Here is a 23,782-nt window from a genome sequence, read left to right on the forward strand (position 1 = left end):
CTTCACTCCGGTCTCGCTCCGTGGGCCCGCCGCCATCCGCCATCCATGGCGGGGGGCGGCTCTCGCGGCATCCATGCCGCTCGGCCCACTGCGCGAGACCTCCGTTCAGCCTGCACCCAAGTCGCGTTCTGCGGTGTCTGAGCTTTCTGTGTTCGAAGATCAAAAGCAGATCAAAAGCAGATCAAAAGCAGATCAAAGGCTTCCCGGCTGAAGCCGGTCCTACAGGGGACGAAGTGTGCTTTTTAGTGGGACCGGCTTTAGCCGGGAAGCTGTTGCTGTTGCTGTTGATCTTCTACGCGGTAGCCCGGACACCCCAGAACGCGACTTGGGTGCAGGCCGAACGCAGACGACTCGGAGTGGGCCGAGCGGCATGGATGCCGCGAGAGCGCCGCTAGGACATGGATGTCCGTTCGGCGCGGGCCCACGGAGCGTCGTCGGAGTGAGGGAACCCTGACGAAGGAAGGGCCCAACCGAGAGCAAGCACCCTTGGTTACTTGGGGATGGTGCGACTTTCGACTTTTCCAAGTAACTCGCCGAAGGCGAAATATCTGCCATCAGGCAGATCCTGCAAGCGCCACCCGTCGCATAGGATTCTGACGCTACTCTCAGCGCCAATGCACAAGCCCAAAAAAAAACGGCAGATCATTCAGCCCTCAGGGCCGTCTGATCCACCGCTTTTGCCAGCTAGCCGGCGCTTGCAGGTCTTGCGCCCGTTTTCAGCGCGTCATCACGCTGAAAACGGGCAGGCAACCATCAACCTTCCAGATCGCCCATCGCCGTGGTGTTGAAACCACCGTCGACGTACATGATCTCGCCGCTGACACCGGACGCCAGGTCCGAGCACAGGAACGCGCCAGCGTTACCCACTTCTTCGATGGTCACGTTGCGACGCAATGGTGTCTGCGCCTCGTTCGCCGCCAGCATCTTGCGGAAGTTCGAAATACCCGAAGCGGCGAGGGTACGGATCGGACCAGCTGATACTGCGTTGACGCGTGTACCTTCCGGGCCGAGGCTGCGGGCCAGGTAACGGACACCGGCTTCAAGGCTGGCCTTGGCCATACCCATCACGTTGTAGTTCGGCATGGTGCGCTCGGCGCCCAGATACGACAGCGTCAACAGGCTGCCATTGCGGCCCTTCATCAGGTCGCGGCCGGCTTTGGCCAGGGCCACGAAGCTGTAGGCGCTGATGTCGTGAGCGATGCGGAAACCTTCACGGGTGGTGGCTTGGGTGAAGTCACCGTCCAGTTGGTCGCCCGGCGCGAAGCCCACGGAGTGCACGATGCAGTCCAGGCCGTCCCACTTCTTGCTCAGTTCTTCGAAAACCTTGGCGATTTCTTCGTCGCTGGCGACGTCGCAAGGGAAGCACAGATCAGCGTTCGAACCCCAGCTCTCGGCGAATTCCTCGACGCGCTTCTTGAGTTTTTCGTTCTGATACGTGAAGGCAAGCTCAGCGCCCTCGCGGTGCATGGCGGCAGCGATACCGGATGCGATGGACAATTTGCTGGCGACACCGACGATCAGGACGCGCTTACCGGCGAGAAAACCCATTGTTTTGTTCCTCTTCAGGTTAATCGACAGCTGCCGGCGCCAAGAAGGCGGCCTCCAGCAGCTGCTGTGTATAAGGATGTTGCGGCGCGGCGAAGATGTCTTCTGCCACACCCTGTTCGACCACTTGGCCTTGCTTCACCACCATCAGTTGGTGGCTTAACGCCTTGACCACCGCCAGATCATGGCTGATGAATAAATACGTCAGGTTGTACTTCGTTTGCAGGGAGCGTAACAGCTCCACCACTTGACGCTGAACGGTGCGGTCGAGGGCCGAAGTCGGCTCGTCCAGCAAAATCAGCGCCGGTTTTAACACTAATGCCCGGGCAATGGCGATCCTTTGCCGTTGTCCCCCGGAAAACTCATGGGGGTAGCGGTGCCGGGTCGCCGGATCAAGACCCACTTCCTTGAGCGCTTCAATCACCGCCGCTTCCTGTTCGACCGGCGTGCCCATTTTGTGGATCCGCAGGCCTTCGCCGACGATGTCACACACCGACATGCGCGGGCTCAGGCTGCCGAACGGGTCCTGAAACACCACCTGCATCTGGCGGCGCAGCGGCCTGACCTGGTGCTGTGTGAGCCCGTCCAGCGCGTGGCCATGAAAGCGTATCGCGCCTTCGCTGCGAATCAACCGCAGGATGGCCAGGCCGAGCGTCGATTTGCCCGAGCCGCTTTCGCCGACAATCCCCAGCGTCTGACCTTTGGGCAGGCTGAAGTGAATGCCGTCGACGGCCTTGACGTGATCGACCGTGCGCTTGAACACGCCTTTCTTGATCGGAAACCAGACCCGCAGGTCCTCGACTTCCAGCATCGGCGCGCCCGGCGGGTTGTTCGCCGGCCCGCCTTTGGGCTCTGCGCTAAGCAGTTCCCGGGTGTACGGATGCTGCGGCGCGCGGAACAGCTCTTCGCACGATGCCTGTTCGACGATGCAACCGCGCTGCATGACACATACTCGGTTGGCAATTTGCCTGACGACGTTCAAATCGTGGCTGATCAGCAGCAAGGCCATGCCCAGCCGGGCCTGCAATTCCTTGAGCAGCTCGAGGATTTTCAGCTGCACCGTGACGTCCAGCGCAGTGGTGGGTTCATCGGCGATCAACAGCTCTGGCTCGTTGGCCAGAGCCATCGCGATCATCACCCGCTGCCGCTGGCCGCCGGACAGTTCATGGGGCAGGGCCTTCAAGCGCTTGGCCGGTTCCGGAATGCCCACCAGTTCCAGCAGCTCCAGCGTCCGTCGCGTCGCGGCTTTGCCGGACAGGCCCTTGTGCAGGCCGAGCACTTCGTTGATCTGTTTTTCGATGGACTGCAGCGGGTTCAGTGAGGTCATCGGCTCCTGGAAGATCATCGCAATGCGATTGCCGCGAATACCGCGCAGGCGCTTCTCACTGACTTTCAGCAGGTCGTCACCGGCGTAGCGAATCGTCCCGCTCGGATGCCGCGCGAGGGGATAGGGCAGCAGCCGCAGGATCGAGTGGGCGGTGACTGACTTGCCCGATCCGCTTTCTCCGACCAGCGCCAGGGTTTCGCCCTTGCGGATGTCGAAGCTGATGCCCTCGACCACCCGCTGGACGTTGGTGCCGTTCACGAATTCGACGGAGAGGTCGCGGATTTCGACCAGATTGTCCTGATTCATCTCATTTCCTCGGGTCGAATGCGTCGCGGGCGGATTCGCCGATAAACACCAGCAGGCTCAACATGATCGCCAGCACGGCGAAGGCGCTGATGCCCAGCCATGGCGCCTGCAGGTTGGATTTGCCCTGCGCGACCAGTTCGCCCAGAGACGGTGAGCCAGCGGGCAGGCCGAAGCCGAGGAAGTCCAGCGCGGTCAGCGTGCCGATCGCGCCAGTGAGAATGAACGGCATGAAGGTCATGGTCGACACCATCGCGTTGGGCAGGATGTGGCGGAACATGATCGCGCCGTTCTCCATGCCCAGCGCCCGGGCGGCGCGCACGTATTCGAGGTTGCGGCCACGCAGAAACTCGGCGCGCACCACGTCCACCAGGCTCATCCACGAAAACAGCAACATGATCCCGAGTAGCCACCAGAAGTTGGGCTGGACGAAGCTGGCGAGGATGATCAGCAGATACAACACCGGCAGCCCGGACCAGATTTCCAGAAAGCGCTGGCCGATCAAGTCCACCCAGCCGCCGTAGAAACCCTGTAGCGCCCCGGCGATCACGCCGATGATCGAGCTGAGGATGGTCAGCGTCAGGGCGAACAGCACCGACACGCGGAAGCCGTAGATCACCCGCGCCAGCACGTCACGGCCCTGATCGTCGGTGCCCAGCAGGTTCTCGCGCGAAGGCGGGGCCGGGGCGGGGACTTTCAGGTCGTAGTTGATGCTCTGGTAGCTGAACGGAATCGGCGCCCACAGCGTCCAGCCGTCTTTGGCCGCCAGCAGCTCCTTGATGTACGGGCTCTTGTAGTTGGCTTCCAGCGGGAATTCGCCGCCGAAGGTGGTTTCCGCGTAGCGCTTGAACACCGGGAAGTACCACTCGCCGTCGTAGCGCACGGCCAGGGGTTTGTCGTTGGCGATGAGCTCGGCGCCAAGGCTGGCGCCGAACAGGATCAGAAACAGCCACAGCGACCACCAGCCACGCTTGTTGGCCTTGAAACGTTCGAAACGGCGTCGATTGAGAGGGGACAGCGTCATATCAATGATCCCTGCGGTCGAAGTCGATGCGTGGGTCAACCAGCGTATAGGTCAGGTCACCAATCAGTTTCACCACCAGCCCCAGCAGGGTGAAGATGAACAGTGTCCCGAATACCACCGGGTAATCGCGGTTGATCGCGGCTTCAAAACTCATCAGGCCAAGGCCGTCGAGGGAAAAGATCACTTCCACCAGCAGGGAGCCGGTGAAGAAGATGCCAATGAACGCCGACGGGAAACCCGCGATCACCAGCAGCATGGCGTTACGGAACACGTGGCCGTACAGCACGCGGTGCTGAGTCAGGCCCTTGGCCTTGGCGGTGATCACGTATTGCTTGCCGATCTCGTCGAGAAAGCTGTTTTTCGTCAGCAGGGTCATGGTGGCGAAGTTGCCGATGACCAGCGCGGTGATCGGCAGCACCAGGTGCCAGAAGTAGTCGCCCACCTTGCCCAGCCAGCTCATCTCATCGAAGTTGCTCGACGTCAGCCCGCGCAACGGGAACCAGTCGAAGTAACTGCCGCCGGCGAACACCACGATCAGCAGGATGGCGAACAGGAACGCCGGAATGGCGTAGCCGACGATGATTGCCGAGCTGGTCCAGACGTCGAAATGGCTGCCGTGGCGCGTGGCTTTGGCGATCCCCAGGGGGATCGACACCAGGTACATGATCAGCGTGCTCCACAGCCCGAGAGAGATCGACACCGGCATCTTCTCGACGATCAGGTCGATGACCTTGGCGTCGCGGAAGAAGCTGTCACCGAAGTCTAGTCGGGCGTAGTTCTTGACCATGATCCACAAGCGTTCTGGCGCCGACTTGTCGAAGCCGTACATGTGCTCGATTTCCTTGATCAGCGCCGGGTCCAGGCCCTGGGCGCCACGATAGGTCGAACCGGCCACCGAGACTTCCGCGCCGCCGCCGGCGATGCGGCTGGTGGCGCCTTCGAAGCCTTCGAGCTTGGCAATCATCTGCTCCACCGGACCGCCGGGCGCTGCCTGGATGATGACGAAGTTGATCAGCAAGATGCCGAACAGGGTCGGGATGATCAGCAGCAGACGCCGCAGAATGTAGGCCAGCATGTTATCGCTCCGTGCCTTTTGGCTGGTCGGTTTCAGGCTGGGCTGGTTCAGGCTCGGCGGCGTCCGGCGCGACCTGGACGGGAATCGCCGGCTTCGCGTCGGGTTTGACCCACCAGGTCACGGTGCCGATGTCGTAGAGCGGGGTTTTGCCCGGGTGACCCAGGTGATCCCAGTACGCCAAGCGCCAGGTCTTGATGTGCCAGTTCGGGATCACGTAGTAGCCCCACAGCAGCGCACGGTCGAGGGCGCGGGTGTGGTCGATCAGGCTCTGGCGCGAGTCGGCGTTGATCAGGCCGTTGACCAGCGCGTCGACCGCCGGGTCCTTGAGGCCGATCACGTTGTAGCTGCCCGGCTTGTCGGCGGCGGAGGAATCCCAGTATTCGCGCTGCTCGTTACCCGGCGAGCTCGATTGCGGGAAGCTGCCGACGATCATGTCGTAGTCCCGTGAGCGGCGGCGGGTGATGTACTGCGAAACGTCGACCCGGCGGATTTCCAGGTCGATGCCGATGTCGGCCAGGTTGCGTTTGTACGGCAGCAGCACACGCTCGAACTCGGTTTGGGCGAGGAGGAACTCGATGGTGACCGGCTTGCCGTCGGCGTCGACCATCTTGTCACCGACGATTTTCCAGCCAGCCTCCTTGAGCAACTGAAACGCCTTGCGCTGCTGCTCGCGGATGATGCCGCTGCCATCGGTGACCGGCAGCTTGAACGCCTCGGTGAACACCGATTCCGGCAGCTTGCCGCGCAAGGGCTCGAGAATCTTCAGCTCGGCAGGCGTCGGCAGGCCTGTGGCGCCCATGTCGGAGTTGTCGAAATAGCTTTTGGTGCGGGTGTAGCTGCCGAAGAACAGCTGCTTGTTGGTCCACTCGAAGTCGAGCAACAGGCTGAGGGCCTGGCGCACGCGCACGTCCTGGAACATCGGCTTGCGCAGGTTGAAGATAAAGCCCTGCATGCCCTGAGGGTTGCCGTTGGGAATTTCTTCCTTGATCAGACGGCCTTCTCTGACCGCCGGTACGTCGTAGGCCGTGGCCCAGTTCTTCGCCGCCATTTCCTGCCAGAAGTCGAAAGCACCCGCTTTCAATGCTTCGAGGGCGACCGTGTTGTCGCGGTAGTAGTCAGTGGACAACCGGTCGAAGTTGTAGAAGCCCTTGTTGATCGGCAGGTCCTTGCCCCAGTAATCCTTGACCCGCTCGTAGCGCACCGAGCGGCCGGCCTTGACCTCGACCACCTTGTACGGCCCGCTGCCCAGCGGAATTTCCAGGTTGCCCTTGCTGAAGTCGCGGGTGGCCCACCAATGTTTTGGCAATACCGGCAACTGGCCGAGGATCAGCGGCAATTCGCGGTTGTTGTTGTGCTTGAACTTGAACAGCACCGTGGTCGGGTTTTCGGCGACGGCCTGATCCACGTCCGCATAGTAACTGCGGTACAGCGGCGAGCCGTCCTTGATCAGGGTCTCGAAGCTGAACACCACGTCTTCGGCGCGCACCGGGTGGCCGTCGTTGAACTTCGCTTCGGGGCGCAGGTAGAAACGCACCCAGCTGTTGTCCGGGGCCTTTTCGATTTTGCCGGCGATCAGGCCGTACTCGGTGAACGGCTCGTCCAGGCCCTGGCGGGCGAGTGTGTCGTAGATCAAGCCGATGTCGTCGGCGGGCACGCCTTTGCTGATGAACGGGTTGAGGCTGTCGAAGCCGCCAAAACCGGCGCTGCGCAGGATTCCGCCTTTGGGCGCGTCCGGGTTCACGTAATCGAAGTGCTTGAAGTCGGCCGGGTACTTCGGCGCTTCGTTGTACAGGGTGATGGCGTGTTGCGGAGCCGCCTGGGCTGCACAGGTCACGCCCAGCAGCAGCGGGGCCAGCACGAACGGACTCAGAAACAGGCCGCCGGCGCGGGTGAGGGAGCGCAGGGCAGTCATTGGGTTTTCTCCGAAGGCTTGAGCCACCACGCACGCAGGCCCAGGGTATAGGGCGGGGTGGTGACCATGGCGAACCGGTTGCGGTACGCCAGACGATGATTATTGAGGTACCAGTTGGGGATCATGTAGTGCTGCCACAGCAACACGCGATCCAGGGCGCGGGTGGCCGCCACCTGGTCATCCCGGGTTTTTGCCGCCAGCAACTGGTTGAGCAGGTTGTCGACCACCGGGTTGGCAACACCCGCGTAATTTTTGCTGCCTTTGATGTTGGCCTGGCTGGAATGGAAATACTGCCATTGCTCCAGCCCCGGACTGAGGGTCTGGTTCAGGGTCATCAGAATCATGTCGAAATCGAACTGGTCCAGCCGCTGTTTGTACTGGGCGCGGTCGACGGTGCGCAGGTGGGCGTCGACGCCGATCCGCGTGAGGTCTTCGATGTAAGGCTGCAGGATTCGTTCTAGATTGGGATTGACCAGAAGTATTTCGAAACGCAACGGCTGGCCCGCGCGGTTGGTCAAGCCGCGCTCGGTGAACGTCCAGCCTGCGTCGGCCAGCAGCCCCAGCGCCTTGCGAATGGAATCCCGGGGCACGCCGCCGCCGTCGGTTTTTGACACGGCGAAGGGCTGGGTGAACAGCCTGGCCGGCAGTTGTTCGCGGTAGGGCGCGAGCATGAGGAATTCTCGGCCGGCGGGCAGTCCGCTGGAGGTGAATTCGCTGTTGGGGTAGTAGCTGGTCGAGCGCATGTAGGCGTCGTTGAACAGCGTGCGGTTGGTCCATTCGAAGTTGAACATCAGCCCCAGGGCCTCGCGCACGCGGATGTCGGCGAACGCGCCGCGGCGGGTGTTCATGAACAGCCCTTGGGTCTGCGTGGGGATCTGGTGCGGGATCTGCGCCTTGATCACCTTGCCCTCGGTTACCGCCGGAAAGTCATAGCCGGTGAGCCAGTTTTTCGCCTGATGCTCAATGTAGATGTCGAACTCGCCCGCCTTGAACGCTTCGAACGCCACGTCGGCGTCGCGGTAGAACTCCACTTCCACCCGATTGAAGTTGTACTTGCCGCGGTTGACCGGCAGGTCCTTGCCCCAATAATCCTTCACGCGCTCGAACACCAGACTGCGCCCCGGCCGCACCTGGGTGATGCGATAGGGGCCGCTGCCCAGCGGGGGCTCGAAGGAGGTGGCCTTGAAGTCGCGGTTCTTCCAGTAATGCTGTGGCAGAACCGGCAGCTCGCCGAGGCGCAAAATCAATAATGGGTTGCCGGCGCGCTTGAACACAAAACGAATGCGGTGGCGGTTGAGGATGTCCACCCGCTGCACTTCCTGAAGCGCGGTGCGGTACTGCGGGTGGCCGTCCTTCAACAGCGTCCGGTAGGAAAACGCCACGTCGTAGGCGGTAATCCGCTTGCCGTCGTGAAAGCGCGCTTCGGGGCGCAGGTTGAACACCACCCAGCTGCGGTCGTCGCTGTACTCGACGGTCTTGGCGATCAGGCCATAGCTGGAGGTGGGTTCATCGCCGGACGGGTCGTATTGGCCTGTGCCGACCATCAGCGGTTCGTTGAGTTCGCTGACGCCGTATTGGCCGAAGTTGGCCGTCGAAATCGGGCTGCTGCCCTTGAAGGTGTAGGGGTTGAGGGTGTCGAACGTGCCGTTGGCCATGATTCGCAGGGTGCCAGCTTTCGGCGCCTCAGGATTGACCCAGTCGAAATGCGTGAAACTGGCAGGGTACTTGAGGACGCCGAATTGTGCGTAACCATGGCTTTCGCTGATGGTCGCGGCGGCTGTCGTGCTCAAGACCAGGCTGAAAGTCAGCAGCAGGTGACGTATCAAGTCGGCGGTCGATCCAGGCAGCGGTCGGTCACAGTAACAGCTTGTATCGGCTGGAAAAAGGGTGGGGCGGAGGTGTCAGGCCGACGCTCCTGGACGGAGCGACGGCGCGGAGGGCGTTAGATCAATGCGGCAGGTACACCGTCAACGTCTGCCCTGGCTTGAGGGCCTGGCCGCTGCGCGGGTTCCAGCGCTTGAGGTGCTGCATTTCGACGTTGAAGCGCTTGGCGACGAGGTACATCGAATCGCCTTTCTGGATCTTGTACTGCATCGATTTCTTGCCGGCGTCTTCGCCCCTGGCGCTGTTGTCGGCCTTGGCCACGGCGCGGGAGCTGGCTTTCGCCAGTTTGCTGTTGTCCTGCATGACCAGCGTCTGGCCGACCTTAAGGTTCTGGCCGGACAGCTTGTTCCAGTGCTGCAAATCCTTGACGTCTACCCTGTTGATGCGCGCGATCTGCACTAGGTTGTCGCCCTTCTTCACCCTGTAGCTGCGGGTGCGCGCGGGCTTCTCGTCCACCTCGGCGACTTCTTCGAACACTGGCATCGCAAATTGCATGCCCGGTTGTACCGGAATCGTCAGCGCCTGGCCGCGTTTCACCTGGTTGCCGGACAGCTTGTTGATGTCCTTGAGCGTGCTGGTCGACACCTTGTAGCGGCTGGCGATGCTGGCCAGGCTGTCGCCCGGACGCACGCGGTACTGCTGCCAGTCGACTAGCTCTTCAGGCTTCATGTTCGACAGGTTGGTGGTCAGCAACTGGGATTTCGAGGTTGGCACCAGCAGGTGTTGCGGGCCGTCGATGGTCAGGCGCTTCTTGAACGCCGGGTTGAGCTGCACCAGCTCGTCTTCATCGATGTTCGCCATGGCGGCGACCTTCGACAGGTCCATGCGCTGATTCAGCTCGACCACCTGAAAGTACGGCTTGTTGTCGATCGGGCTGAGGTTGACGCCGTAAGCATCCGGCGACATGACCACCTGGGACAGCGCCAGCAGCTTGGGCACGTAGTCGCGGGTTTCCTGTGGCAGCGGCAGGTTCCAGTAATCGGTGGGCAGGTTGAGCTTGTCGTTGCGCTCGATGGCGCGGCTGACTGTGCCTTCGCCGGCGTTATAGGCCGCCAGGGCCAGCAGCCAGTCGCCGTTGAACATGTCGTGCAGCTTGGTCAGGTAGTCCAGCGCTGCCGTGGTGGACGCCGTGATGTCCCGACGGCCGTCGTAGAAATTGGTCTGACGCAGGTTGAAGTAGCGGCCGGTGGATGGAATGAACTGCCAGATCCCCGCCGCATCGCTGCGTGACAAGGCCATCGGGTTGTATGCGCTCTCGATCACCGGCAGCAGCGCCAGTTCGAGGGGCATATTGCGCTCTTCCAGTCGCTCGACGATGTAGTGCATGTACAGGCTGCCACGGTTACCGGCCGTTTCGAGGAACGACGGATTGTTGGCGTACCAGAGACGCTGTTGATCGATACGTGGGTTCTGGTCGTTGCCGTCCTGCAGCTGGAAACCCTGACGCATTCGCTCCCAGACATCGTGGGGCGGGGCCAGCGGCACAGGTTTGCGCGCAATATAAACAGGTTTCGGCTTGGTACTGGCGACGGGATGAGACGTGCTGCTGCCATGCCCGGATTCGAGGCTGCCGGTGCTCTGGCAGCCTGCCAGTGTCGCGCTCGCGACCACCGCGATCGCCTGGGCCAACCGAGTCAATGTGTCGGAATTGAAGGTTTTACGTATAGATGACGACATTGGCTGGGGGATAGTTCCAGGCGAAAATGTCGGGCGATTCTAGAAAGTGGCTGCTGAACGGTCAACCTTTCAGAATTTCCGTGCTGATTCGCAGCCCGTTTAGAACTTATCTTTCCATGCCCGCAGCACGGCAAAGACCTCTGTGGGCGTTACGTTGAGGGTTCCGCTCCGTTCGTCTGCTTTTTGTTTCACGGAGATGACGGCGGCGCGCAGAAACGGATTGGTTTTGCGCTCCAGTGCCAGTGTCGACGGCACGCTGATGCGATTTTGCGCACGCCATTGCGTTACTTGCTCGAAACGTTGCAGCACGTCGGCGTTGTCCGGCTCGACCGCGACAGCAAAGCGCAGATTGCTCAGGGTGTATTCGTGGGCGCAGTAGACGAGGGTGCTGTCGGGCAGCTCGGCGAGTCGGCTGAGGGAATGGTGCATCTGCTGCGGGGTGCCTTCGAACAAGCGGCCGCAACCGGCGGCGAACAGTGTGTCGCCGCAGAACAGCAGCGGCTGTTCTGCGTCGGCATGGTAAAAGGCGATGTGGCCCAGGGTGTGGCCGGGAACCGCATGGACGACACATGTCAGGCCGAGTACGGTGAGCTGATCGTTGTCGGACAGGGCCACGTCCCGCGCCGGAATGTTCTCGTTGGCCGGGCCGTACACCTTGGCGCCGGTGAGCGTTTTGAGTTGCGCGACGCCGCCGGTGTGGTCGGCGTGGTGGTGAGTGATGAGTATGTCGGTCAGGCGCCAGTCCGGGTTGCGCTCAAGCCAGGCAATGACCGGAGCGGCGTCGCCCGGGTCAACCACGGCGCAGCACTTGGCGGCATTGTCTTGTAACAACCAGATGTAGTTATCGCTGAAAGCGGGCAGGGCATCGACCTGTATCATGGCGCGGTTCGCTTGGCTGGAAACATAGAGAAGCATCTTAGGGTCTGAACTGACTCGAGGCGAGTCTCTATCGCAATGACCTTCTCATGGAGACCGGAAATGACCGATGAAGCGTTCGCCCAGGCCGATCCCGAGTGGCTTGAGCTGATCAGCGCCGCCCGCGACTGGCTGTCCGGGCCCCTGGGGCAGTTGTTGCTGGAAGAAGAAAGCCGCGTGCTGGAGCAAGAGCTCGAGCGTTTTTTCGGCGGCTATCTGGTGCATTACGGTCCGTCCGCGCAAACCCCGCCGGCCGCAAAGCAGGTGCAGCGCAACGTACGGCTCGGCGCACCGTTGCCGGGTGTCGAGATTGTCTGCGAAGAGCAGGCCTGGCCGTTGAGCGAGCACGCCGCCGATGTGGTGGTCATGCAGCATGGCCTGGATTTCTGCCTGTCGCCCCACGGCCTGTTGCGCGAAGCCGCCAGCAGCGTGCGGCCCGGCGGGCACCTGGTGATCGTCGGCATCAACCCCTGGAGCACTTGGGGCATTCGTCATTTTTTCGCCAACGACGCCCTGCGCAGGGCGCGTTGCATCTCGCCTTCGCGGGTTGGTGACTGGCTCAACCTGCTGGGCTTCGCGCTGGAGAAACGCCGCTTCGGGTGCTATCGTCCGCCGCTTGCTTCGCCCAAGTGGCAGGCCCGTCTGGCCGGACTCGAACGTCTCGGCGATGGCTGGCAAAGTCCCGGCGGCGGCTTCTATCTATTGATCGCACGCAAAATGAGCGTAGGGCTGCGACCTGTGCGCATGCCGCGCCGCGAGCCGATGGGCAAATTGCTGCCGCTGCCGATGGCCAAGGTCAATCGGCGCACGCCCGAGCCTTGATCCATCGGCGGGCGCCACGCTTTCTCAATTTCTGGAAACATCGTAATGAGCGATACCGTAGAACTCTTCACCGATGGCGCCTGCAAGGGCAACCCGGGGCCCGGTGGCTGGGGCGCGCTGCTGGTGTGCAAAGGCGTCGAGAAAGAACTCTGGGGCGGTGAAGCCAACACCACCAACAACCGCATGGAGCTGCTCGGCGCCATTCGCGGACTGGAGGAGCTGAAGCGGCCGTGTGAAGTGATCCTGGTGACCGACTCGCAGTACGTGATGAAAGGCATCACCGAGTGGATGACCAACTGGAAGAAACGCGGCTGGAAGACCGCAGCGAAGGAACCGGTGAAAAACGCCGATCTGTGGAAACAGCTGGACGAGCAGGTCAGTCGGCACAACGTGAGCTGGAAGTGGGTGCGCGGGCACATTGGCCACCCGGGCAACGAACGCGCCGACCAGTTGGCGAACCGCGGCGTGGATGAAGTGCGCGGTATCAAGCACGCCTAGCTTGCATTGAGTATTGCAGGAGATCTCTGTCGATCGAACGCCGCGTTGTACGGCAGTGAATGCGCTTCCACAGATTTTTGCGTGCGCTGAAGATTATGGTCGCTACTACAGTGGTGTCCGTCGCCCGAGGGGAGCGCACATCCCAAAACCCCCATGCTAATATCCGCGCCTGAAGCTGAGGCGGTAGGCAATGACTGTACAAAACATCATCACTGAACGAAGGGTTGTCCTCGATACCGAGACCACCGGTATGCCCGTCACCGACGGCCACCGGGTTATCGAAATCGGCTGCGTCGAGCTGATTGGCCGACGTCTGACCGGGCGGCATTTCCACGTTTACCTGCAACCGGACCGGGAGAGTGACGAGGGCGCCATTGGCGTTCACGGCATCACCGACCAGTTCCTGATCGGCAAGCCGCGTTTCGCTGAAGTGGCCGACGAATTCTTCGAGTTCGTCAAAGGCGCTCAGCTGATCATCCACAACGCGGCGTTCGACGTTGGCTTTCTGAACAACGAATTCGCCCTGATCGGCCAGCACGATCGCGCCAACCTGAGCAATTACTGCACGATCCTCGACACCCTGGCGATGGCCCGCGAACGTCACCCGGGCCAGCGCAACAGCCTCGATGCGCTGTGCAAACGCTACGACGTCGACAACTCTGGCCGCGAGCTGCACGGCGCCTTGCTCGACTCCGAGATTCTCGCCGAAGTCTATCTGGCGATGACCGGTGGCCAGACGACCCTGTCGCTGGCCGGCAACAACGACGGTGAGGGCGGCGCCGACCGTCCTTCCGAGATCCGACGGATCGCCAATCGCACGCCGGGCCGCATCATCATCGCCAGCGAGTCAGAGTTGGCGGAGCACGAGGCGCGCCTGGCTGTTATCGCCAAATCCGCCGGTGCCCCGGCGCTGTGGACCCAGTTGCTCGAAGCCCAGCATCAAGCCCAGGCCGAAGCCTGACGATGAACGCCGCGCACTCTCGGAGCAAACACAGCAAGTGTGGGGGTGACCGAGGTGGCGCTCCACCTTGTTCACGAAGACGGTATTCCAGGCGCTACGGATGTACCGGATGTGAGGGCCTCTTCGCGAGCAAGCTAGCTGCCACAAGTCATCAGTCGGCAAATACATCTGCGGTTGTTCGATGAGAGAGGCCCATGGTGAACACGTCCAGCCCGACGTTCAGCATTCGTGTTGCTGACGAGTGCTTCGAAGACTACATCCTCAACAGCGAATTCACCTTCACCGTCACCGGTTACGCACGGGTGCAGATCGGCGAGCCAGTAGCGCACTGGCACGTCGATGCGGTCGAGCCTTACCTGAAAAACTACGGCATCGATTCAGAAGAGTTCTGCGATTATCGGGACGCCGCCGACAGCACTGTGCTGGTGGCCTGGCTTGACGAACAGCCTGTGGGGCATGTGGTGGTCAGTCAGCACTGGAATGGCTTCGCCCATATCGATGAGCTGGCAGTGGACACTGGGGCGCGGCGCAATGGCGTGGCGCGAAAGCTGCTGGACGTGGCTCAGTTCTGGAGCCGCAAGCGCGGTCTGCCGGGCATCACCCTGGAAACCCAGAACAATAATCTGGAGGCGTGCCGGCTATATGAGCGCTACGGATTTGTGGTCGGCGGGGTGGATCATCTGCGTTATCGCGCGATAGATCCGGCGACGCAGGAAACGGCTATTTTCTGGTACCTGCTGTTCGACGTGCCGGGCGTCGATCACTGTGGCAAGCCCCTCTAACCGGACTCGTGGCCGCGCGAGTTGCGCGGCCTGTGGGGAGAGAGGCGGGCTTGCAGGGTGTTTCAATGCTCTCGTATGAGCTTGACCTTGCCCTGAATCAACTCGAATTCCTCTCCGCCCAAATGTTTGACGCGGTCGCCAATGGCCAGGCGATAGGTGGAAACGGGCTCCTTGCCATCAACCTCGTCAGGCTGTGATTCACGGAATTCATGCACCGAGTAAACGCGACCCTCCGCATCCCTCGCATGAAATTGCCCAACTAGAACTGAAGCCATTTGCTTTGTAACCTCTGGAAATAACTGCTCGTTTTCGCTCGCATCCTAACACCGCGAGTGAATAAACCGTGGCCGCTTGTAAGGTAATTCCTAAATTTCTACAGGGACCTTATTCGCCTAAGGCAGTCAGACCGCCGTTTCAAGAGGTAGTTTTCGCCGCGTAAAAAATAGTCGCGACCAACGGTAGCGCCGGGATCGAGGGCCCTGTCGATGAACGCGCTGAAGGCCAACGCTTCAGGATCGAACCTTTCGATGATCAGCAACGGAAAAACAACGCAGAATGTCGCACCTGTTTCATCTATAACTGTTGTTTCCTCCCACAGCAGAAGGTCCGTTTCATGAGCCAGGTTCATTCGATTGCAGTCATCGTCGGCAGCTTGAGGAAAGACTCCATCAACCGCAAAGTGGCCCGTGCACTGGCCGAACTGGCGCCGCCAAGCCTGAAGCTGAGCATCGTCGAAATCGGCGACCTGCCGTTGTACAACGAAGACATCGACCTCGATTCGCCGCCTGCCGCGTACACCGCGTTCCGTGAAGCCTTGCAGGGCGCGGACGGCTTTCTGTTCGTCACCCCTGAATACAACCGCTCGGTACCGGGCGCGCTGAAGAACGCCATCGACGTCGGCTCGCGCCCTTATGGCAAAAGCGCGTGGGGCAAAGCAAAGCCGGCGGGGGTGGTCAGTGCGTCGCCTGGAGCGATCGGCGGTTTCGGCGCCAATCAGCATCTGCGCCAGTGCTTCGTGTTCCTCGACGTGCTGTGCATGCAGCAGCCGGAAGCGTATCTGGGCAACGCCGGCACCTTCTTTGACGAGCACGGCAAACTGAGCGAGAAAACCCGGCCGTTCCTGCAGAACATCATTGATGCGTTCGCCGGCCACGTTGAGCGCACGTTGAAAGCCTGATTGGCTGGACTGTCTTCTGATCAAAAGGCCCGCACGCCACTCGACGTGTGGGCCTTTCGCATTCATGGCCTGACGTCGCCGCGCCTTCGCCAGTCAATCCTGAATTTTCCTTCCCGTGTACAGCGTTATGTACCGCAGTCGCGGTGGATTTCTTCCCTACGCTCCCAGCCTTTCTGCCCACAGCCGGCCAACGCCAGCCGTGGGCGCTTGTGCTCAAGGAGCTGTCATGTCCACCGTTACCACCACGTACTTCAACAGCGCGTCACTGCGACAGCGCTTTCTCGACGAACTCGACCACGCTTTCGCTGCCGGCGTGCTCGGCTCATCCGAACAAACCTGGCTCAGACGCGCAGCAGGCGCGATGGCTGCCGATGATTCCGATCCGGTCAGGGTCGATCGGCTGTTGCTCAATGACGGCCCGCCCACGTCGCTTGAGCTCAGCGCTGCGCTGATGTTCAGCCACGGTCAGACCCCCGACCCACGGATTTTTCTGTTTACCCTGGCGTCCGGGGTCGAGGCCTTTGACGGTCGCCAGCAGTTGCTTGAAACGCTGCTTGGGCGTTTTGCAAACAACGACCCCTCCGCGGCGTTCGAGTACGAAAAAATCGACGAGGACATTTTTCAGGCGCAGATGCAGGCCATCGTTGAGTATCAGGCGCAGTCGGTGAGGCAGTTCACCGAACAACTGAAGTTGACGCCGGACCTGGTCGGCGCTGTGACTTCCACTCTGGCCCTGCAACTGCGTCGGCTGTTGCCTGATCAGCTCATTGATCCGGCGAAGCACCTTATGCGCATGGTGCAACCTGCTTTTAGCGCTGACGAAGAGTTGGTGCTGATGACTCAAACCCTGGCGCAAACGGCGTTTGAAGCGTTTTGCCATGCCGAGCAGACTGCGGGGGTGACACAGCAATTTCTGGATGCGCAGGGGCGGGTGGTGAGCGATCGCGATGCCCAACTATTCGCTCAGGCATTCGCCGACACGATTCCAGCGCTGCCCGACCGCTTCGCCGCGCTGCTGCGCGAGTACTGGAGCCAGCAACGCGCGACCGGTTCCTGCCGCGACATGGCTATTCAGGTCTACGCCACCAGCCTGTGCCATGAGCTGTACCGGTACGGCCACGAGGGCAACCTCACTCGGCAAGAGTACGAAAGGCTGAAGCCGTTGCTCATCTCGGCGCCGCTCTATATCTCGTCAGACGCTCAAGTGCGCTGCAGACGTCTTGTGCTGCACCTGGCTGACGGGACCGTTACAAAACTGGCCGGCACACTAATTTTCGATTTCAGTCCGGCCGACCTGCCGCTGCTGTGGTTTACGCCGGAGCATGGCCTGCGCCGGTTCGCCACCCTGATGTCGCTGAGTTCATTCTGCTCAACCCCGGAAGGACGCGAGCTGCTGCGCCCGACGCTGGCGCTGGTGGACCAGCCATTGTTGCTGCGTGAAGGTCCCTTGACCCTTTCGCTGGATACGATCGGCGGGCCATTGCTTCGCGAACGGGTGGATTCCATCCTTGCGCTTCAACTGCGCAATCTGCAGTACGTCACAGGTTTGTCAGCTGAGTCCGTGAAGGTGTCGGCGATGTATGACGATGCGCTGGACGTGCGTTACCTGATCGATCCGCGTCAGGTCCATTTCACTGCCGGGCGCTGGCGGCACGATCAGCCCATGGACTTCGCCGCCGTCTGGTGCAGCAGCGCCGCGGACGATCTGGTTCAGGTGGCCCTTGCGCCGGAGCCTGAGAGCGCCCTCCTTGAACCCTCGCCCTCCGGGCCTTCCCAGCCACCCGTGCTCCAGCCGTCGCCCCCGTCCTGGCTGGAAAGAACTCAGGCATCCGATGCCAACGCGGCGCATCTGCGCCAGTTGGACAACGTTCTGGTCAGCTACGCCGAGCAGGCACTGCAGAGCTATCTCTGCGCGGCCTCGGCACGTGGTCTGCGCGCGGGTGAGGTACGGGTGCGCTGGCTGGAATCGCTGCCAATTGCCGCCTCCGACGTCGAGCCGACCTCTGTCGCCATCAGTGAATCCTTACGCGCGACGTCAATGGATCTGGTGGCGTTGTTGCTTGAGCGCGTGAGTGGTCACCGACCTGATCCCCTCGTACACACGGCGCAGGTGCTGGTCACTTCCCAAGCGGCCGGGGCGCACCTTGATATCGAACTGATCAACTTCATGCTCAAGCGCATTGCCGAGGACTTCGTCGAACGCTACCTGGATCGGTTTGAGCAGTCACGCGTTGCCCTTGCGCGCCTGGGCGACAGGCAGCTGCAACCGGTTGCCATGGCACTGGTGCTCAGGGAAGACGCGTTGCGGCTGGACCTGGCGCTGAGGCAGCGAATGGAGTTGGTCACAAGCGATCCGGCGCGCATGGTCATGCAAGTGCTCAACGCGCCAGTCCGTGCGCAGAGGACAGAATCGGGCCCTTCGATGACTGACGTGTTTTCGCTCTCGCTGGCCTACGGACCTGAGGCCTGTGCCACCCTCAGTGATGCGATGGTGCTCTGGCAGCCGCTGCAGACCGGTGCAGGTTTGATGTTCTGGAGCAGCCTGCTGGGTTGGGAGCATTTCCCCTCCGCGCAGGCATTGGTCGACCAGATAGACAGTCGACTGCGCAGTGTGCACAGCGAGCGTTGGTTGGGTCTGCTGGGGGAACGTGACCGGGCGCTGCTGCGCAACCAACTGCGCACACAACCGCAGGCGCAGCTTCGCGTTGATTACAGTCGTTGCGACGGCCATGCAATCGAGGCGTTACAGCAGAGCGTGTTTAACCGCCAGTTACAGAATCTCCAGGCACTGTGCGCCCGTGCCCGGCGTTGTCGGTTTGAAGCCGGGCTCTTTAGCGGCGTCGCCCGTGCCACCGAACTGGATACGCAACTGGTCGACATGCTTGACGCGCTCGCGGTCCGAATCGACAACACGCTGTTTGAAGAGCTGTTGCCGGACTGGTTCAAGACCGCATCGGTCAGCGACATTCGAGCCTATAACGCGATATGGCGTCGTTTCTTTGTTGCCAGCGAAGGGGGCGAGGACTTTCTCTTTGGCGTCCCGACGCTTACTGAATACGCGCGCACCAAACTCCTTGATCAGATGAACAGCGATTTCGTCGGACGCAACCTGGACCCCGACCAGATTATCGTCACCCAGCGTCGCTACGTCGCCGCGCCACCCGGCGTTGGGCAAATCCCTTCAGCGATTCCCGCCGCCACACTTGAGCACAGCGAGTCACTGACTGATTACGCCATCAATCGCTTCGTTGATTTTCCGGAGGCGGCGTTGACTATCCACTCCACCGAATTTCCCGATGTCAGCCGCCTGATGACGCCGGATTATGTGCGCAGGACTGTCCGTCGGCTGGACGTCGGCGCAGGGTTCCGAACACTGCTGCGGCAGACGTTGAATCCGGCGGATGCCAACTGGGAAAAGCGCAACACTCTCTTCGTCAACCAACTTCCACCGATGATGCAGGCCGTGGCGATGCAGCATAAGCTGCAAGGGAAGTTGAGTTTCCGAGCCTGCGAATTCATCTCGCAGGTGGTTGAAATGCCCGACGGTATTGCCCGCGAACCCTTCGACGGTGAGCGTACGATCATCAGTGCCTTGCGACTGGTCGCCGATGAAGGCATGACCCCCGACCCCGTCAAGGGCGTTTATCTGATCTGCGCCGAGGATCCTGACAGCGGCCCGGTGATTTTGCACGCCGTGTTCCACCCTGATCTGGTCTTCCGCGAATACGCCAGCCTGTCAGCCCTGCTGGCCGATCTGCGCACCGACACGACACTGCAACAACTGGTGCTCGAACGACTGGACCCGGAGGTGCGCAAGCGATATGCGCATGGCGGGTTCGTCGAGCCTCATCTGCCTTTCTTCTACCAGGGGCCAGGGGATGTGCCCACTAACACCCCGGGGCCGATCACGGTTTCGCTGGATGAAGAAAAAGGCAACTCGCTGCAGTTCATGTTCACCGACACCGTCAGCCTGCTGGTGGACATTGGCACGTCCGATACGGTCACGACCGAGGAGGCCGATCAGTCGTCCCGCAAATTCCTGGCTTCGCTGGGCTTGGAGCAGGCACTGAGCATCGTGCCCGGCAAGCTCGCCACCATGGTTGCGTTCTGGCAGAGCCATACGCTGTTTCGTGCTTCGGCGGCGTCTGCGGCCGGGCGTCACTGGGGCGAGGCCATTTCCGAATTCTCTGCTGCGCTGGGCGTGATGGTGACGGCCAGAGAGCAGGCCGAAAAGGACGAGTTGATCGGCGGCGACCTGGTAACGGACGATGACTTGACGCCCTCGGACTTTTCCTGGGGTGGGGTCACACTCACCGCCGAGCAGCTAAAACGCCTGCAGGCGCTGGAAGCCCGGAACATCTCGCTCAAAAATCTGCGTCGCGATGAATTGCTGAGTCTGTTCATGGACCCGACCAACGGAAGGGCTTATGCAGCCGTCGCCGGACGGGTATATGAAGTGCGACGCGAGGCCAATAACGGCAGATGGATGATCATTGGCGCGGACCGGACCTCCGGCCCGCTCATCAGGCTGGATGACAAGCAACGCTGGCAGCTGGACATTGAGTCCGGTCTCAAGGGCGGCGGCGGGGCAATGACCAAGTTGCGTACACACGCTGCGGACGTCAGCGCCGATGACGTCTTGCTCATCGAAGCCACTGGCATGCCGGAGATACGCCAGTTCTTTCGCGAACGCGCGCAGCATATCGGCGAGGCTCACCTGCAGGCCAAACGCTACCTTGAAAACGCGTTGGATAACCTGAACGTGCATGAACCCGGCGCTCCGCTGCACCCGCGTGTCACGCAAATCATCGGTGACTTTTTTGGCGTCAGTCAGCCCGATCCCGAGCTATTGGTCGAGACCGAGCGCGCGATCAAGGCGCTGTTCGATGAGGTCATGGATGCGTCGCTGTCGCCGTATTCATCACCGCGGTTTGTGGTGGGTACCAGTCGAGCAGGCCATTCAGGGACCATGGGCTTCGTCATCAAGCGGGACCCGAAAAAGCGCGTGTTTCTGACCGATCGCTATTTCGATGCACCGCCGTTCCCGCTCACATCCGAGGCGGCCGCCCAGGGCTTCGATTGCCCTGCCCATTACCGTGCCGCCACGTTGATCCACGAACTCTCGCACCTGGTGCTCGATACTCACGACATCGCCTATCTGGAGACTACGGCGCCGTATCCCGACCTGCTACTAGAGAACAACGCCAACAACATCAAGCTGAAGGCGGACATCGAGCGCCTGCAAACCTATGGCTTGTCCCATCTGAGCACGCGCAATGAGCTGTTTCTGCATTTGAAGGAGGGCGAGTGGCGTGATTTTGATGAGGAGGAGGGCTTCGAGCATGATGCAATCCTGAAGCTTACTCGCAGCAAAACCATGGATGAAGCCCGTGAGGCGTTTCTCAGCGATGCACGCAAACGCAGTCGGATTCTCCTGGCCAATGCCGACTCGGTGACCCTGCTGATTTTGCGCCTGGGGCGTCGCAGCTTTGTCGTGCCAGCCTCTTCGCCGGGCGGCCGCTGAGTGACAAACGCCGAGCGTTGAGGGGCTCGGCGTTCGTTGGGTGGTGAGCAGGCGAGGGCGTGCCGGCGAACCGGCTGACCCTTACAGCGCGTAGTGCCGCAGCTCGCGGGCGATCAGCAAACGCTGGATTTCGCTAGAGCCCTCGTAGATCTGAGTGATCCGCGCGTCCCGGTAGTATTTCTCCACCGGGTAATCTTCCAGATAGCCGTAGCCACCATGAATCTGCACGGCCTTGGAGCAGACCCACTCGGCCATTTCGGAGGCGAACAGCTTCGCCTGGGACGCTTCCGACAGGCAGGGTTTGCCCGCCGTTCTCAGGCGTGCAGCGTGCAGGACCAGCAACCGCGAGGCGTTGATGCGGGTGTGCATGTCGGCCAGCAGATTGGCGACGCTCTGGTGTTCGATGATCGGCTTGTCGAACTGCACCCGCTCGCGGGCGTACCCCAGCGCGGCGTCGAATGCGGCGCGAGCGATGCCCAGGGCCTGGGCGGCAATGCCGATGCGCCCGCCTTCCAGGTTCGAAAGGGCAATCGAAAGCCCCTTGCCCCGTTCACCCAACAGGTTCTCCGCCGGAATCCGGCAGTCGTTCAGGGTCACCGCGCAGGTGTCGGAGGCGCGGATACCCATTTTGTGTTCCATGCGGTCGACGCTGTAGCCGGGATTGTCGGTGGGCACCAGAAACGCCGACAAGCCGCGCTTGCCCAGCTCCGGGTCGGTGACGGCGAAGACGATCGCCAACTGCGCGCGCTTGCCATTGCTGACGAACTGCTTGGCGCCATTGAGCACCCATTCGCCGTCTTTCAGCTCCGCGCGGGTGCGCAGGTTGTGAGCTTCGGAGCCGGCCTGGGGTTCGGTCAGGCAGAAGCAACCGATGGCTTGGCCGCTGGCGAGTTTTTCAAGCCACTGTTGTTTCTGCGTGTCGCTGCCGTAGTTGAGCACTGGCCCGCATCCCACTGAGCTGTGCACGCTCATCAGTGTGCCGGTGGCGCCGTCGGCGGCGGAGATCTCTTCTACCGCCAGCGCGTAGGCGACGTAGTCGATGTAGCTGCCGCCCCATGCGTCCGGAACGATCATGCCAAGCAGGCCCAGTTCGCCCATCTTGGCCACCAGCCCGTCGTCGATCCAGCCGGCTTTTTCCCAGGCTTGAGCATGGGGCGCGATTTCGTTGCGCGCGAAGTCTCGCGCCATGTCGCGGATCATCACTTGTTCTTCGGTCAGTTCAAGATCTTGCATAGGTCACCCCTCATGACCGCTGAAGAAGCTTGCCACGTGCTCGGCGTCCAGGGCCTGCACGCTGGAAGGGCTCCATTGCGGTTTCTTGTCTTTGTCGACGATCAAGGCACGAACGCCTTCGATCAGGTCACCGCGTTCAAACCACTGGCGGTCCAGGTGCAGCTCCAGGGCGAAACAGCGCTCCAGCGGCAAGTGCCGGCCGCGGCGCAGCAGCTCCAGGGTCACTGCCATGGCCAGCGGGGAGCGGGTTTGCATCAGGTGAGCGGTGTCGATGGCCCAGGCATGGGTGTCGAAGACACTCACTTCCAGCAGTTGCTCGATGATGCTCGGGACGTCTGGCAGGGCGAAGAAGTGATCGATGGCTGGCCGCAACCGGGCCAGCGGCGGGGCGGGCAGATGCTGCACGCCGAGTTTCGCCAGCGCGCCCTGCAAGTCCTTGAGCGGGGTCAGGCTCCACTTCAGGTTGTCCAGCTGCAGATCGAGGTCATCGAGGCGTTCGCCGTCGAGGTACCAGTTCGCCAGACCGCAATACAGCGCGTCGGCAGCCTGGATCTGCACACCGGTGACGCCCAGATAGATTCCCAGCTCGCCGGGGACCCGGGACAGAAAGTAGCTGCCGCCGACGTCAGGGAAATAACCGATCGCCACTTCCGGCATCGCCAGACGGCTACGTTCAGTGACGACGCGCAGGTCTGCGCCTTGCGCCAGCCCCATGCCGCCGCCCAGCACGAAGCCGTCCATCAGGGCGACGACGGGTTTGCGGTAACGATGCAGCGTGAGGTCCAACGCGTATTCTTCGACCAAGAAGTCCAGGTGCTCGGTTCGACCGGCGTGGAAGCTGTCGTACAGCGAGCGGATGTCGCCGCCGGCGCAGAACGCCTTTTCGCCGACGCCGCGCAGGACCACGGCGTAGACGTCGTCATCCTTCGCCCAGGCGTCCAGCTGAAACTGCAGCTGCCGGACCATGTGCAGGTCGATGGCGTTGAGGCCCTGGGGGCGGTTGAGGGTGAGGTGACCAATGTGATTGCGAACGTCGGACAGAACGCTCACGCAGGCTGATTGCTGGCCCGCGTATTCGGCAGGTAAGACCTGAGCCGTCATCGCTGACTCCCTGTTGATTATT

General features: G+C 61.5%; 17 protein-coding genes and 1 pseudogene. 6 read left to right on the forward strand and 12 right to left on the reverse strand.

The genetic code is table 11. From position 1 onward, the window contains the following. Positions 1-753 precede the first annotated feature (753 nt). From fabI to gloB, 9 genes and pseudogenes are all read right to left on the reverse strand, one after another. On the reverse strand, positions 754-1,548 hold the full coding sequence (fabI, locus tag FX982_RS14375) for an enoyl-ACP reductase FabI (RefSeq protein WP_037013635.1): 795 nt from the start codon (positions 1,546-1,548) through the stop codon (positions 754-756). A gap of 19 nt (positions 1,549-1,567) precedes the next feature. Next, positions 1,568-3,178 carry an ABC transporter ATP-binding protein gene (locus FX982_RS14380; RefSeq protein WP_172611327.1) on the reverse strand — a complete coding sequence of 537 codons (1,611 nt, stop codon included), beginning with the start codon at positions 3,176-3,178 and terminating at the stop codon, positions 1,568-1,570. Position 3,179: 1 nt separating this feature from the next. Further along, positions 3,180-4,199: an ABC transporter permease gene (locus tag FX982_RS14385; protein WP_172611328.1), complete on the reverse strand. Its 1,020-nt coding sequence runs from the start codon at positions 4,197-4,199 to the stop codon at positions 3,180-3,182. A gap of 1 nt (position 4,200) precedes the next feature. After that, the gene (locus FX982_RS14390) at positions 4,201-5,274 is read right to left on the reverse strand and encodes a microcin C ABC transporter permease YejB (protein WP_172611330.1); all 1,074 of its coding nucleotides are present in this window, start codon (positions 5,272-5,274) and stop codon (positions 4,201-4,203) included. A 1-nt stretch (position 5,275) separates the two neighbouring features. Next, the gene (locus FX982_RS14395) at positions 5,276-7,186 is read right to left on the reverse strand and encodes an extracellular solute-binding protein (protein ID WP_172611332.1); all 1,911 of its coding nucleotides are present in this window, start codon (positions 7,184-7,186) and stop codon (positions 5,276-5,278) included. Next, positions 7,183-9,012, reverse strand: a complete 1,830-nt coding sequence (locus FX982_RS14400) for an extracellular solute-binding protein (protein ID WP_172611334.1) — start codon at positions 9,010-9,012, stop codon at positions 7,183-7,185. The genes FX982_RS14395 and FX982_RS14400 overlap by 4 nt, the downstream gene beginning before the upstream one ends. 121 nt (positions 9,013-9,133) lie before the next feature. Then, positions 9,134-10,570 (reverse strand): LysM peptidoglycan-binding domain-containing protein, encoded by a 1,437-nt coding sequence (locus tag FX982_RS14405; RefSeq protein WP_438826327.1) that lies wholly within the window; start codon positions 10,568-10,570, stop codon positions 9,134-9,136. A 65-nt stretch (positions 10,571-10,635) separates the two neighbouring features. Beyond that, positions 10,636-10,747 (reverse strand): annotated as a pseudogene (locus tag FX982_RS24810) (lytic transglycosylase domain-containing protein); the annotation flags it as partial. 99 nt (positions 10,748-10,846) lie between these two features. Next, positions 10,847-11,626, reverse strand: coding sequence for a hydroxyacylglutathione hydrolase (gene gloB, locus FX982_RS14410; protein ID WP_172611338.1), 780 nt, complete (start codon positions 11,624-11,626; stop codon positions 10,847-10,849). A gap of 99 nt (positions 11,627-11,725) precedes the next feature. Between gloB and FX982_RS14415 the strand changes: the two genes are divergently transcribed. From FX982_RS14415 to FX982_RS14430, 4 genes are all read left to right on the forward strand, one after another. After that, entirely contained in the window at positions 11,726-12,484 is a 759-nt protein-coding gene (locus tag FX982_RS14415) for a class I SAM-dependent methyltransferase (protein WP_065986459.1), read from the forward strand. Positions 12,485-12,529: 45 nt separating this feature from the next. Beyond that, entirely contained in the window at positions 12,530-12,982 is a 453-nt protein-coding gene (gene rnhA / locus FX982_RS14420; protein WP_172611340.1) for a ribonuclease HI, read from the forward strand. Positions 12,983-13,190: 208 nt separating this feature from the next. Continuing rightward, entirely contained in the window at positions 13,191-13,943 is a 753-nt protein-coding gene (gene dnaQ / locus FX982_RS14425; protein WP_172613058.1) for a DNA polymerase III subunit epsilon, read from the forward strand. A gap of 194 nt (positions 13,944-14,137) precedes the next feature. Beyond that, positions 14,138-14,725 carry a GNAT family N-acetyltransferase gene (locus tag FX982_RS14430; RefSeq protein WP_438826280.1) on the forward strand — a complete coding sequence of 196 codons (588 nt, stop codon included), beginning with the start codon at positions 14,138-14,140 and terminating at the stop codon, positions 14,723-14,725. A 62-nt stretch (positions 14,726-14,787) separates the two neighbouring features. Here FX982_RS14430 and FX982_RS14435 read toward each other — a convergent pair whose 3' ends face one another. Next, positions 14,788-15,000 (reverse strand): hypothetical protein, encoded by a 213-nt coding sequence (locus FX982_RS14435; RefSeq protein ID WP_172611342.1) that lies wholly within the window; start codon positions 14,998-15,000, stop codon positions 14,788-14,790. Positions 15,001-15,338: 338 nt separating this feature from the next. Here FX982_RS14435 and FX982_RS14440 point away from each other — a divergent pair, with 338 nt between their 5' ends. Continuing rightward, positions 15,339-15,902, forward strand: a complete 564-nt coding sequence (locus FX982_RS14440) for an NADPH-dependent FMN reductase (protein WP_172611344.1) — start codon at positions 15,339-15,341, stop codon at positions 15,900-15,902. A 226-nt stretch (positions 15,903-16,128) separates the two neighbouring features. After that, a complete protein-coding gene (locus FX982_RS14445) occupies positions 16,129-21,426 on the forward strand; it encodes a dermonecrotic toxin domain-containing protein (RefSeq protein WP_172611345.1) in 5,298 nt (1,765 codons plus the stop codon). An 81-nt stretch (positions 21,427-21,507) separates the two neighbouring features. On the opposite strand, the gene FX982_RS14450 is transcribed toward FX982_RS14445, so the two are convergent. Both FX982_RS14450 and FX982_RS14455 read right to left on the reverse strand, forming a co-directional pair. Continuing rightward, positions 21,508-22,659, reverse strand: coding sequence for an acyl-CoA dehydrogenase family protein (locus FX982_RS14450; protein WP_172611347.1), 1,152 nt, complete (start codon positions 22,657-22,659; stop codon positions 21,508-21,510). A gap of 3 nt (positions 22,660-22,662) precedes the next feature. Beyond that, on the reverse strand, positions 22,663-23,760 hold the full coding sequence (locus tag FX982_RS14455) for an enoyl-CoA hydratase/isomerase family protein (protein ID WP_172611349.1): 1,098 nt from the start codon (positions 23,758-23,760) through the stop codon (positions 22,663-22,665). Between the last annotated feature and the right edge of the window lie 22 nt (positions 23,761-23,782).

The organism is Pseudomonas graminis (assembly GCF_013201545.1).
Classification (GTDB): domain Bacteria; phylum Pseudomonadota; class Gammaproteobacteria; order Pseudomonadales; family Pseudomonadaceae; genus Aquipseudomonas.